Below are 12,894 nucleotides of genomic sequence, written 5' to 3'. Positions count from 1 at the left end.
CTGCCACAGAGAGGCAGGGGGAACTACCGATCAACTGCCGATTCGATTGCCCCTTCCGCCGCCCCGCCCCCGGGTCGGCGGTGAGCGGTCACGGGACAGGTCTCAAGGAGGCCACGGCTTCGGGGGCCCTGGTCAGGTAGGCGCGAATGACGTTGAGGACGGTGAATTTGACAAGGTTGTCGCCACCCGGCGTGACCTTCGCTATGAGACCGCACTGGAGGAAGACATGCACGGCGCGGGCGACCTGCGCCCACGGGATACCGATACGCGCCACCACCATGGCCACGGTCCAGGAGCCGGACCAGTCCGCGAGCCGGAGCAGCAGCTCGCGATAGCGCGGTGGCTGCGCGGCGATGGCCTCGTGCACCGTCGTCGCGAGGTCGACCCGGTCGCCGGGGTGGGTGGCCAGCAGATGCGGTTCGTCACGGGCCATCCGCCCGATCTCCTCCGCTGAAACGATCATGAACCAGGAGGCGGCCGCCTCCAGGGCGCCCGGCAGGCCGTCGAGCCGCCGGCAGACCTCCGCGCAGACCGTCAGCACGGTCTCGTCCGGCTCGAAATCCGACTGCGCGTCCGTGATCAGCGCGAGCAGCAGAGCCACGGCCGGCGACGCGGTCACCTCGTCCCGGCCGGCGGACCTCGCCGCTACGGGGAGCGGGGCCAGGGCCAGCCGGTGTTCCTCGGGTAGCCCCTCCGGCGTGCGGGCCGTTTCGAGTATGCGTAAGTTCCGGCAGTTCCGGATCATCTTCCACTTGGCGGCGTGCTGCACCTGACCCGGGTCATTGCCGTCCAGGACAAGGAGCACGGCCCGGTCCCCGATCAGCCGGACCAGCTGGTCGATACCGTCGTCGCTGAACGCCACCAGCTCGTCCACGCTGTGGTACCAGGCCTTCTGGTTCCTGTCGGGCCGGAAATACCCCTCGGCGTCCGGCCCGCCGTCCCCGGTTCCCTGCCGCAGGGACACCCACAGGGTGGGCATGCCGTGCAGTGCGGCGAGCTCTTGCGCCACCGCGTGGGCCAGCCGGGTCTTGCCCACGCCCCCGAAGCCCGTGATGGCCGTGATCCGTCCGTGTTCGCCCAGTACGCGCTTGAGTATCGCGTCGAGCTCCCGCTCGCGTCCCCGCAGCGGCTGGCCCACCTCGGTGGGCGACATGGTGAGCGTGTCGAACAGCGCGTCCCCCGCTTCGCGTCCCGAAGCCAGTTCGAAGGAGACCCGCTCCCGCGCGGACAGCTGTAACGCGTCCGCGAGCAGGCGCACCGTGTCGCGGCGCGGGACCGCCACCTGCCCCTGTTCCAGATTGCGGACGGCCCGCACGCTCATCGTGGCGAGGCCGGCCAGTTCGGTCTGCGTCAGCCGACCGCGTTCCCGGTACTTGCGTAACTGCTGGGCGAAGTCTTCACTGTTGGCTGCAACAATCACTGCGATAGCTCCATGAGTGGTAGCTCATAGGTGCGAGCCCGCCGACCTGGTTGTGCGGCGGGCTCGGGAATCTAAAGTTGCTACCCCTCTTGCGAGGCGTTGATGCTGCGCCGGCGGACGCACCCCGCGTACGGCCGCCGGCGGATCCGGTCGGCGGGCGTCAGCCCGTCAGGCCCAGCTCGCGGGCGATCAGCATGCGCTGGACCTCGCTGGTGCCCTCGCCGATCTCCAGGATCTTGGAGTCGCGCCACATCCTGGCCACCGGGTATTCGTTCATGAAGCCGTAGCCGCCGTGGATCTGGGTGGCCTCGCGGGCGTTGTCGACGGCGACCGTCGAGGAGTACAGCTTCGCCAGCGCGGCTTCCTTCTTGAACGGCTCGCCGTGGGTGAGGCGGGAGGCCGCGTCGCGCCAGCCGATCCGCGCCATGTGCGCGCGCATCTCCATGTCGGCGATCTTGAACTGGATGGCCTGGTTGTCGCCGATCGGCCGGCCGAAGGCGTGCCGCTCCTTGGCGTACGTCACCGACTCGTCCACACAGCCCTGGGCGAGGCCCGTCGCCAGCGCGGAGATCGCGATCCGGCCCTCGTCGAGGATGCGCAGGAACTGGGCGTAACCGCGGCCCTCCTGGCCGAGCAGGTTCGCCAGCGGCACCCGTACGTCGGAGAAGGACAGCTCACGGGTGTCCGAGGCGTTCCAGCCGACCTTCGAGTACGGGGCGGCGACCGTGAAGCCGGGGGTGCCGGACGGCACGATGATCGAGGAGATCTCCGGGCGGCCGTCCTCCTTGCGGCCGGTCACCGCCGTGACCGTGACCAGGCCCGTGATGTCCGTACCCGAGTTGGTGATGAAGCACTTGGACCCGTTGATCACCCACGCGTCGCCGTCCCGCACGGCGGTGGTGCGGGTGCCGCCCGCGTCCGAGCCGCAGTCCGGCTCGGTCAGGCCGAACGCGCCGAGCAGCTCGCCCGAGCAGAGGCGGGGGAGCCACTCCTGCTTCTGCTCCTCCGTACCGAAGCGGTAGACCGGCATGGCGCCCAGGGAGACGCCCGCCTCCAGGGTGATTGCGACGGAGGAGTCGACGCGGGCCAGCTCCTCAAGGGCGATGCCGAGGGCGAGATAGTCGCCGCCCATGCCGCCGTACTCCTCGGGGAAGGGCAGCCCGAACAGGCCCATCCGGCCCATCTCGCGGACGATCTCGTACGGGAACTCGTGCCGCTCGTAGAAGTCGCCGATCTTGGGCGCGACGACCTCGCGGGCGAACTCCTCGACGGTGCGGCGCAGTTCTTCGTGCTCGGCGGACAGCCGGTGGTCCAGGGACATCGGTGCGGTCACTCCTTGTGGGAGAGGGCTCGGACGGTACGGGAGGGGCTGGGGCGGCCCAGCCGTTCGGCCAGCCAGACGCTGGTGGCGGTGAGCAGGCCGAGATCGACGCCGGTTTCGACACCGAGGCCGTTGAGCATCCACACGAGGTCTTCGGTGGCGAGGTTTCCGGTGGCGCTCTTCGCGTACGGGCAGCCGCCGAGGCCGCCCGCCGAGGCGTCCACGGTGGTCACACCGTGCTGGAGCGCGGCGAAGGTGTTGGCGAGGGCCTGGCCGTAGGTGTCGTGGAAATGCACACCGATGGCATTGGTCGGCACGCCCTCCTCGTTCAGCTCGGCGAGCAGGGTCTGCACATGGCCGGGGGTGGCGACGCCGATCGTGTCGCCGAGGCTCAGCTCGTCACAGCCCAGGTCCATGAGGGCCTTGGCGACCCGGACGACCTGATGGACCGGGACCGGGCCCTCCCAGGGGTCGCCGAAGCACATGGAGAGATAGCCGCGGACCCGCATCTTGTCCTCGCGGGCCCGGGCGACGACCGGCGCGAACATGGCGAGCGACTCGTCCACGGTCCGGTTGAGGTTGGCCTTGGCGAACGACTCGGTGGCGCTGGCGAACACGGCGATGTCGCGGGCGCCGAGGGCGAGCGCGCGGTCGAGTCCGCGCGCGTTCGGCACGAGGACGGGGAGCGCGACCGGGGCGCCGCCGCCGGAGCCGCGGAGGTCGTCGAGCATCGGGAACAGCTGCTCGGCGTCGGCCAGTTGGGGCACCCATTTGGGGTGCACGAAGCTGGTCGCCTCGATGGTGGTCAGTCCGGCCCCGGCGAGCCGGTGGATGAACTCCGCCTTGACCTCGGTCGGTACGACGGCCTTCTCGTTCTGCAGGCCGTCGCGCGCGCCCACCTCATGGATACGGACCCGGGGCGGCAGGCCCTGCGAGGCGACCGCCATGGGCAGTCCTTCGGTCATGACTCCTCCTGCGGGGTCTCCGGCGAGGTCCCCTGCGGGGTCTCCTGCGGGGTGGGGGCCGGGGCGACGACGGCCAGCACCTGGTCCATGGCGACCGTGGAGCCCGGGGTCACATCCAGCTCGGTGACGGTGCCGTCGTGCGGCGCGGAGATGACGTGCTCCATCTTCATCGCCTCGACGACGAGCAGACTCTGCCCCGCCACGACCTCGTCCCCGACGGCCACCTTCACGACGGTGACGGTCCCGGGCATGGGCGCGGTCAACGAGTCCACACCGCCCGCCCGGCCGGCCCCGAGCAACGCGGCCTCGACGGGGTCGTGGACCTGGGCGTGCCAGCTGTCCCCGTCCCTGCCGAGCCAGCTGCCCTCCGGTCCCGAGGCGTGGGCGAAGGTGTGGATGAGGCCGTCGCACTCGACGGAGAGGCGCGTCGCGGTCACGTCGAGCAGCCGGGCGCGGACCGGGGCGCCGTCGCCGAGCAGCAGCTCCGCCCCGGCGGCCGTTCCCCGGACGCGGACGGCCATCGGGTCCTGGCCCGGTACGCGCACCTGGTGGACGGCCCAGGCGGCCTCGCCGCCGAGGCGCCAGCCGCTGGGCACGGAGAACGGATCGGTCCAGCGGCGGGCGGAAGCCTCCCCAGTCGCACCCCCACCCGCGCCCGCGACGCCTGTCGTCCCTGCTCGGAGCGGTTCGGGTGCCAGCGCGTCGTGGCGCAGCAGCGCCGCCGCCGCGTAGACCTCGGGCGGGACGCCGTCGTCCACCAGCCCCGCCGCCTCGCGTTCGACCAGGCCCGTGTCCAGGTCGCCCGACACCACCGCCGGGTGGGCCAGGAGACGGCGCAGGAAGCCGGCGTTCGTCGGGACGCCCAGCGTGACCGTCTCCGACAGGGCCGCGCGGAGCTTGCGCAGGGCCGTGGCGCGGTCGGGGCCGTAGGCGATGACCTTGGAGAGCATCGGGTCGTACGCGCTGCCGATCTCCGTGCCCTCGGAGAGGCCCGAGTCGGTCCGTACGCCGTCGCCCTGCGGCTCGCTCAGCGCCAGCACCGTACCGCCGGAGGGCAGGAAGCCGCGGCTCGGGTCCTCCGCGCAGATCCGGGCCTCCACCGCGTGTCCGGAGAGCGTGATGTCGTCCTGGCCGAAGGGGAGTTTCTCGCCGGAGGCCACCCGCAGCTGCCACTCCACCAGGTCCAGGCCGCCCGTCCCCGCGACCGACACGGCCAGCTCGGTCACCGGGTGCTCGACCTGGAGCCGGGTGTTCATCTCCATGAAGAAGTACGACGCGGGGTCGCGGCCCGGGACGATGAACTCGACCGTCCCCGCGCCCGCGTAGTCGCAGGAGCGCGCCGCCTGGACGGCGGCCTCGCCCATCGCCGCGCGGGTCGCCTCGTCCAGCAGGACCGAGGGGGCCTCCTCGATGATCTTCTGGTGGCGGCGCTGGAGCGAGCACTCGCGCTCGCCCAGATGCACCACGTTCCCGTGGCCGTCCGCCAGGACCTGGATCTCGATATGGCGGGGGCGGTCCACCCACCGCTCGACCAGCAGGGTGTCGTCCCCGAAGGAGGACCGCGCCTCGCGCCGCGCCGCCGCGATCTCCTCGGCCAGCACCGCCTCCGACCGCACCAGCCGCATGCCCTTGCCGCCGCCGCCCGCCGAGGGCTTCAGCAGCACCGGCATCCCGATCCCCCTGGCCGCGTCGGCCAGTTGGGCGTCGCTCAGCCCGCTGCCCGAGGAGCCGGGGACGACCGGAACGCCCGCCGCCCGCACCGTCTCCTTGGCCCGGATCTTGTCGCCCATCAGATCGATGGCGGCGGCGGGCGGGCCGATGAAGACCAGCCCGGCGTCCGCGCAGGCACGCGCGAAGCGCGCGTTCTCCGCGAGGAAGCCGTAGCCCGGGTGCACGGCCTGCGCGCCGGTGCGGGCGGCCGCCTCCAGCAGCCGGTCGACGGAGAGATAGCTCTCCGCGGCCGCAGCGGGCCCGATCCGTACCGCGGTGTCGGCTTCCCGTACATGCCGGGCGTCCGCGTCCGCGTCGCTGAAGACCGCGACCGAGCGCACCCCGAGACCGCGCAGCGTGCGGATGACGCGCACCGCGATCTCGCCGCGGTTGGCGATCAGAACCGTGTCGAACATTCCCACCCTCACATCCGGAAGACGCCGAAGCCGGGGTCACCCAGCGGGGCGTTGGCACACGCGGTCAGGGCCAGACCCACCACCTGGCGAGTCTCCAGCGGGTCGATCACGCCGTCGTCCCACAGCCGCGCGGTCGCGTAGTAGGCGCTGCCCTGGGTCTCGTACTGGGCGCGGATCGGGTCCTTGAAGGACTCCTCGTCCTCGGCCGCCCACTCCTCGCCGCGCCCCTCGATCTGGTCGCGCTTGACGGTCGCCAGTACGGAGGCGGCCTGCTCGCCGCCCATCACCGAGATCTTGGCGTTGGGCCACATCCACAGGAAGCGGGGGGAGTAGGCCCGGCCGCACATCGAGTAGTTGCCCGCGCCGTACGAGCCGCCGACCACCACCGTCAGCTTCGGCACCCGGGCGCACGCCACGGCCGTCACCATCTTGGCGCCGTGCTTGGCGATCCCGCCCGCCTCGTAGTCCCGGCCGACCATGAAGCCGGAGATGTTCTGCAGGAAGAGCAGCGGGATGCCGCGCTGGTCGCACAGCTCGATGAAGTGCGCGCCCTTCTGGGCGGATTCGGAGAACAGGATGCCGTTGTTGGCGATGATCCCGACCGGATGGCCGTGGATCCGGGCGAAGCCGGTGACCAGGGTCGTACCGAACTCGGCCTTGAACTCCGCGAACCGGGAGCCGTCGACCACCCGCGCGATGACCTCGCGGACGTCGTACGGGGTGCGGGAATCCACCGGCACCGCGCCGTACAGCCCGGCGGGGTCGACCTTGGGCTCCTCGGCCGGCTCGACGGACCAGGGGAGCGCGCCCCGCCCGGGGAGGGTGGAGACGATGGTCCTGACGATCCGCAGCGCGTGCGCGTCGTCCTCCGCGAGATGGTCGGTGACCCCCGACGTACGGGAATGGACCTCGCCGCCGCCCAGCTCCTCGGCCGTGACGACCTCGCCGGTCGCGGCCTTCACCAGCGGCGGTCCGCCCAGGAAGATCGTGCCCTGACCGCGGACGATCACGGCCTCGTCGCTCATCGCCGGGACATAGGCCCCGCCCGCCGTGCAGGATCCGAGCACCGCCGCGATCTGGGGGATGCCGGCGCCGGACATGCGGGCCTGGTTGTAGAAGATCCGCCCGAAGTGCTCCCGGTCGGGGAAGACCTCGTCCTGCATCGGCAGGAAGGCACCGCCGGAGTCCACGAGATACAGACAGGGCAGCCGGTTCTCCAGGGCCACTTCCTGGGCGCGGAGGTGTTTCTTCACCGTCATCGGGTAATACGTGCCGCCCTTGACCGTGGCGTCATTGGCGACGATCACCACCTCGCGGCCGCTGACCCGGCCGATCCCGGCGATCACCCCGGCGGCGGGGGCCGCCCCTCCGTACATCCCCTCGGCCGCCAGCGGTGCCAGCTCCAGGAAGGGCGAGCCGGGGTCCAGGAGGGTGTCCACCCGGTCGCGGGGCAGCAGCTTGCCGCGCGCCGTGTGCCGGGCGCGGGCCTTCTCGCCGCCGCCGAGACGGGCCGCGGCCAGCCGGGCGCGCAGACCGTCGGCGAGCTGCTCATGGGCCGTCTCGTTGGCCCGCCAGGCCTCGGACGCCGGATCAGCGGCGCTCGCCAGCACGGGTGCCTGCTGCATCGCTCGTAGCTCCTTCGCCGGGCCTGCCGGGTTAATGGCCGTTAACGTTGTCGCTCCAAGGTTAACGATCGCTAACGGCCCTGTCTAGAATGATTTCCCATGAGCACCAGGACCGCGGCCCCGACCCGCCGCGAGCAGATCCTCAGCGAGGCCGCGCGCCTCTTCGCCGAGCGCGGTTTCCATGGGGTCGGTGTCGATGAGATAGGGGCCGCCGTCGGTATCAGCGGGCCCGGTCTGTACCGCCACTTCGCGGGCAAGGACGCGATGCTCGCCGAGTTGCTGGTCGGCATCAGCGGCCGGCTGCTGGACGGCGGGAAGCTGCGCGTGCGGGGCGCCGGGACGGCCGGCGACCCGGCGGCCGTGCTCGCCTCGCTGATCGACGGGCATATCGACTTCGCCCTCGACGACCGCCCGCTGATCACGCTCCACGACCGGGAGCTGGACCGTCTCAGGGAGAGCGACCGCAAGCTGGTGCGGCAGCTCCAGCGGCAGTACGTGGAGCTGTGGGTCGGGGTCGTACGGGAGCTGTACCCGGACGTACCGGAGTCACAGGCGCGCGGCGCCGTCCACGCCGTCTTCGGCCTGCTGAACTCGACGCCGCACCTCGGCTCGTACGGCAGTGGCCTGCCGGGGCGCGCGGCGACGGAGTCCCTGCTCCGCAGGCTGGCGCACGGCGCCTTCGCCTCGCTGGGCGAGACGGACGGGACGGAAGGGGTGGACGGGGCGGGCGAGACGGACGAGCGGGCCGACGGCGCGGCCCACGCGTAGCCGGACCGCTCGGAGCGTGGGATGAGCGGCACAGCGCGTGCTCCTGACGGCACAATGGGCTTATGCCGATACCCAGCCGCGCCGCTCTTGTCGACCATCTCGTCCGTACGCGGATCGCCGGAGACGTCGCCACCCCCCGCGACAACAACCTCTCCCACTACCGCAGTCTCGCCAACGGTGACCGTCACTACTGGCTGGGCCTGGAGCTGGGCGACCGCTGGACCGACGAGCAGGACGTGCTCGCCGTCATGGCCGAGCGGTGCGGCGTCAGTGACGACCCCCAGCACCGGGCCGGTCAGGACACCATCGACCCCGAGCTGACCGTCGCCGGCCTGGAGCGGCTGGCCGCCCGGCTGCGCAAGGCCGCCTCGGGGCGCGAGCGTGTGCTGTTCGCGACCGGTCACCCCGGCGGGCTGCTGGACGTCCACCGGCAGACCGCGGACGCCCTGCGGGCCGCGGGCTGCGAGATCGTACGGATTCCCGGCGGGCTCACTGCGGACGAGGGCATGGTCTTCCAGTTCGCCGACGTCGCGATGCTGGAACGGCACGCGACCCTCTGGCACACGCACTCGCCCGAGCCCATGCGGGCGATCCTGGACGGACTGGAGCGCGAGGGCAGGCCACAGCCCGATCTGGTGGTCGCGGACCACGGCTGGGCGGGCTGCGCCGGCCAGCGCGGACTGGACTCCGTGGGGTACGCGGACTCCAACGACCCCGCGCTGTTCCTCGCCGAGGCGGAGGGCACGCTGCAGGTGACGGTCCCGCTGGACGACCATGTCACGGACCCGCGCTTCTACGACCCGATGACGGCGTATCTGCTGAACGAGGCCGGTCTGTTCTGACCCCGCGCCGGTCATCGGCCGTGCGCGGCCTCTCAGCCGCGCGGTACGCGGATCAGGCCCTCCTGGATCACCGAGATCGCCAGCCGGCCGTCCTGGGTGTAGATGCGCGCCTGGCCGAGGCCGCGGCCGCCGGACGACGACGGGGACCGCTGGTCGTACAGCAGCCACTCGTCCACGCGGAACGGCCGGTGGAACCACATCGCGTGGTCCAGGCTCGCGCCCACCACATCGCCGACCGTCCAGCCGCCCCGCCCGTGCGCCAGCAGCACCGAGTCGAGCAGCGTCATGTCGGAGACGTACGTGGCCAGGCAGACGTGCAGCAGCGGGTCACCCCAGACCGAGTGCGGGGGAGGGTCGTCCGCCAGCTTGCCCGCGGTGCGGAACCACACCTGGGAGCGCGGCTCGCGCGGTTCCCCCGCGGTGGCGTACGGCGGGGCGTCCACATAGCGCAGATCGACCGCGGCCCGTGCCTCCAGCAGCCGGTCCACGACGCCCGGGCCGACGAACCGGCCGGCGTGGCGCGGCAGCGTCTCCGCGGCCGTCGGGAGCGTCTCGGGCGCCGGCGCCGACGGCATCTCCGTCTGGTGCTCCAGGCCCTCCTCGTACGTCTGGAAGGAGGCCGAGAGATGGAAGATCGGCCGGCCGTGCTGGACCGCGACGACCCGGCGCGTGGTGAACGAGCGCCCGTCGCGGATGCGGTCGACGGTGAAGACGATCGGCGCCCTGGGGTCGCCCGGACGCAGGAAGTACGCGTGCAGGGAGTGCGCCGCGCGGTCCTCGGGGACCGTACGGCCCGCGGCCATCAGGGCCTGCGCCGCGACCTGGCCGCCGAAGACGCGCGGAACGACCGAGGAGCGGCTCGGGCCCCGGAAGATGTCCTGCTCGATCCGCTCCAGGTCGAGCAGGTCGAGCAGGGCGTCGAGGGCGTCGGTCATCGCTGAGGTCCCGTCGGTCCCGTTGATCCCGTAGGTCCCGTACGCGCCGGGGCCTCCTACAGGCCCATCGACTTGGCGATGATCATCTTCATGACCTCGCTGGTACCGCCGTAGATCCGGTTGACCCGGTTGTCGGCGTACAGCCGGGCGATCGGGTACTCGTTCATATAGCCGTAGCCGCCGTGCAGCTGGAGGCAGGTGTCGATGACGCGGTGCGCGACCTCGGTGGTGAAGAGCTTCGCCGAGGCGGCCTCGGCGGCGGACAGCTCGCCCAGGTCGTGGGCCTCCAGCGCGCGGTCGACGACGGCCTGCGCCGCGTCCACCTCGGCCTTGCACGCGGCCAGTTCGAACTTGGTGTTCTGGAAGGACGCGACGGTCTTGCCGAAGACGGTCCGCTCCTGGACGTAGTTCTGCGCGAACCGGACCGCGGCGGCGGCCTGCGCGTAGGCGCCGACCGCGATGCCCAGGCGCTCCTGCGGCAGATTCTGGCCGAGGTAGGAGAAGCCCTTGTTCTCCTCGCCGAGCAGGTCCTCGACCGGGACCTTGACGTCGCTGAAGGACAGCTCGGCGGTGTCGGAGGTCTTCAGGCCCAGCTTGTCGAGCTTGCGGCCGACCGCGTACCCCTCGGCCTTCGTGTCCACGACCAGCAGGGAGATGCCGAAGCGGCGGTCCTCGGCGGTCGGGGCGGCGGTGCGGGCGCAGACGATGACCCGGTCCGCGTGGACGCCGCCGGTGATGAAGGTCTTGGCGCCGTTGAGGACGTAGTGCGTGCCGTCCTCGGAGAGCTTGGCGGTGGTCTTCATGCCGGCCAGGTCGGAGCCGGTGCCCGGCTCGGTCATGGCGATGGCGTACATGGTCCGGCCGCTGACGAAGTCCGGCAGCCAGCGCTTCTTCTGCTCGTCGGTGGCGTACGCCTTCAGATACGGCAGGCAGAGCGCGACATGGACGCCGGAGCCGCCGAAGGAGACGCCCGCGCGGGCGGACTCCTCGGAGATGATCGCCTGGAACTTGAACGACTCCTCGCCCGCGCCGCCGTACTCCTCCGGGACCTCGATCCCGAATATGCCCAGCTCACCAAGGGTGTGGTAGAACTCGCGGGGTGCCTGGCCCGCCGCGTACCACTCGTCGTAGACGGGGACGACCTCGGCCTCGATGAAGGCGCGGATGGTCTCCCGGAACGCCTCGTGGTCCTCGTTGTAAACGGTACGGCGCACGGCGGAGGCCTCCTCTTTGCGGGCGGGCTGGAGCATTCGATTAAGCGCTTGCTCAGGTCAAAGTTACCCGGCGGTCACAAGGGTGTCCAGGGGCCGGCCACGCGCGGAACGGTCGCGCGCGTCACATCCAGCGCAGCGCGAACCACAGCTCCATCCGGACGTCGGCGTCGTCCAGGTCGGTGTCCAGCAGGGCCGCGCAGCGGGCGATCCGCTGGCGCACCGTATTGCGGTGGACGGTCAGCGCCACCGCCGTACGGTCCCAGCCGCCGTGCAGCGAGAGCCAGGCGCGCAGCGTCTCGACCAGGTCGGGGGAGCCGGCGAGGGGCGCCAGCCTGGCCCGGGCGTGGGAGGCCGCCTCCTCCGGGTCGAGCAGGCCGGTGAACCCCGTCCCCGCGGCCTCGCGGTGCTGTACGAGAGCGGCGCGGGTGGCCTCCGCGCGGCGCAGCGCCCGCTCCGCGCGGAGGTCGGCGGCGGCCAGGTCCGCCGGGCCGACCGGTCCGCTGACTCCCAGGGTCCAGCCGGGCTGGGCGGAGACCTCGCGGTCGGTCAGGACGCGGACGGCCGCGCCGTCCGTCTCGACCAGTGCGCTGCCCAGCGCCATCCCGAGCGCGCCGGCGGCGAAGGGGGTGTCACCGCCGCGCGCGTGGACCACGGTCCAGGGTCCTGGGCCGAGCAGCGGCGCGGCCTCGGCGGGTGAGGCCCCGAGCAGCAGCCGTACGAGCGCGGCCGAGCGGCCCGCCTCGGCCGCGCCCTGGTGGGGCGCGGTCAGCAGGGACAGGAGGACGACGGCGACGCCGGTGATGGTGTGGTCCCCGGCCTCCCGCCCCTCGGCGGCGACCCCGAGGACCAGGCCCTGGCCGCCGCCGAGCGCGTAGGCGGCGAGACGGGTGCCGTCGGCCGTGTCGGTCGCGGAGGAGGGGGCGGGCGCGGTCTTCGGTGGGATGTCCGGCGCCCCGGGCGCCGGGTTCACCACCCGGGCCAGGCGCGCGAGCGCCGTGCGCGCTGCCGGGGACGGGGCGCGGCCCGTCGGGTGCAGTTCCGTGCCGTCCGGGGCGAACAGGACCGCGCGGCCGCCCAGCCGCGCCGCCAGCTGGTGCAGCACTGCGGGGACCGGATCCTGCCGGGCCGCGGCGGCGGCCAGCCCCTGCTGGGCCTGGCTCACCCGGCGCAGCTCGCGGTGGCGGGCCTCCGCCATCAGCCGCCACACCCCGCGCGCCACCGCCGTGAACGGCGTGCGCGGCGGTACCTCCAGCAGCGGCAGACCGTGCCGGTCGCACGCCTCGACCAGGGCGCGCGGCACGGTGTCGTACACCGGCGTCACCCCGAAGCCGAGCGCCGCCGCGCCCGCCTCGACCACCCGCGCCGCGTAGTCGTCCGCGTACGCGGCGGTGAGCTGGACGCCGGCGGTCAGCAGCAGTTCGCCGCCGAGCAGATACGGATACGGGTCCGCCATCTCCGAGGTGTGCACCCAGTGGACCACCCTGGATCCGTCGTCCGGCGGCCCGGCGATCCGGCGCAGACCGAGATTCCGGTCCGCGAGCAGCGCGGCCAGCGGGATCGGCGGGGTGGGCGGAGTGGGCGGGGAGGGGGAAGCGGCGGGGTCCGGCATGGACGATCCATCCATCGGCGGCGAGAAGAATGGATGAAACGTACACTTCAGCGTTGCTTTCCAGCCACC

At 72.3% G+C, this 12,894-nt stretch carries 10 protein-coding genes; 2 read left to right on the top strand and 8 right to left on the bottom strand.

All coding sequences use genetic code 11. The features are described from left to right. Positions 1-88: 88 nt before the first annotated feature. The 5 genes from ACFVWW_RS20025 to ACFVWW_RS20005 all read right to left on the bottom strand — a co-directional run bounded on the left by ACFVWW_RS20025 (position 89) and on the right by ACFVWW_RS20005 (position 7,457). The gene (locus ACFVWW_RS20025; protein ID WP_384187210.1) at positions 89-1,420 is read right to left on the bottom strand and encodes a helix-turn-helix domain-containing protein; all 1,332 of its coding nucleotides are present in this window, start codon (positions 1,418-1,420) and stop codon (positions 89-91) included. 160 nt (positions 1,421-1,580) lie between these two features. Next, a complete protein-coding gene (locus ACFVWW_RS20020) occupies positions 1,581-2,741 on the bottom strand; it encodes an acyl-CoA dehydrogenase family protein (RefSeq protein WP_384187212.1) in 1,161 nt (386 codons plus the stop codon). Positions 2,742-2,749: 8 nt separating this feature from the next. Beyond that, positions 2,750-3,706: a hydroxymethylglutaryl-CoA lyase gene (locus tag ACFVWW_RS20015; RefSeq protein WP_386877613.1), complete on the bottom strand. Its 957-nt coding sequence runs from the start codon at positions 3,704-3,706 to the stop codon at positions 2,750-2,752. Next, positions 3,703-5,832, bottom strand: coding sequence for an acetyl/propionyl/methylcrotonyl-CoA carboxylase subunit alpha (locus ACFVWW_RS20010; protein ID WP_386877612.1), 2,130 nt, complete (start codon positions 5,830-5,832; stop codon positions 3,703-3,705). The genes ACFVWW_RS20015 and ACFVWW_RS20010 overlap by 4 nt, the downstream gene beginning before the upstream one ends. Before the next feature lie 8 nt (positions 5,833-5,840). Further along, positions 5,841-7,457 carry a carboxyl transferase domain-containing protein gene (locus ACFVWW_RS20005; protein ID WP_384332912.1) on the bottom strand — a complete coding sequence of 539 codons (1,617 nt, stop codon included), beginning with the start codon at positions 7,455-7,457 and terminating at the stop codon, positions 5,841-5,843. Positions 7,458-7,556: 99 nt separating this feature from the next. Here ACFVWW_RS20005 and ACFVWW_RS20000 point away from each other — a divergent pair, with 99 nt between their 5' ends. Next, positions 7,557-8,225 (top strand): TetR/AcrR family transcriptional regulator, encoded by a 669-nt coding sequence (locus tag ACFVWW_RS20000; protein ID WP_386877611.1) that lies wholly within the window; start codon positions 7,557-7,559, stop codon positions 8,223-8,225. Between the two features lie 62 nt (positions 8,226-8,287). Continuing rightward, complete coding sequence (locus ACFVWW_RS19995; protein WP_384187226.1) at positions 8,288-9,067, top strand: phosphatase; 780 nt, start codon at positions 8,288-8,290, stop codon at positions 9,065-9,067. A 32-nt stretch (positions 9,068-9,099) separates the two neighbouring features. On the opposite strand, the gene ACFVWW_RS19990 is transcribed toward ACFVWW_RS19995, so the two are convergent. The 3 genes from ACFVWW_RS19990 to ACFVWW_RS19980 all read right to left on the bottom strand — a co-directional run bounded on the left by ACFVWW_RS19990 (position 9,100) and on the right by ACFVWW_RS19980 (position 12,825). Next, a complete protein-coding gene (locus ACFVWW_RS19990; RefSeq protein WP_386877610.1) occupies positions 9,100-10,002 on the bottom strand; it encodes an acyl-CoA thioesterase in 903 nt (300 codons plus the stop codon). 56 nt (positions 10,003-10,058) lie between these two features. Beyond that, a complete protein-coding gene (locus ACFVWW_RS19985; RefSeq protein WP_384187232.1) occupies positions 10,059-11,216 on the bottom strand; it encodes an acyl-CoA dehydrogenase family protein in 1,158 nt (385 codons plus the stop codon). Between the two features lie 121 nt (positions 11,217-11,337). Then, positions 11,338-12,825: a PucR family transcriptional regulator ligand-binding domain-containing protein gene (locus tag ACFVWW_RS19980; RefSeq protein ID WP_386877609.1), complete on the bottom strand. Its 1,488-nt coding sequence runs from the start codon at positions 12,823-12,825 to the stop codon at positions 11,338-11,340. Positions 12,826-12,894 lie beyond the last annotated feature (69 nt).

The sequence above is a fragment of the Streptomyces sp. NPDC058198 genome (assembly GCF_042882605.1).
GTDB lineage: Bacteria > Actinomycetota > Actinomycetes > Streptomycetales > Streptomycetaceae > Streptomyces.
The sequence above is the reverse complement of the archived record's forward strand: the minus strand, read 5'-3'. Positions and strand labels throughout refer to the sequence as shown.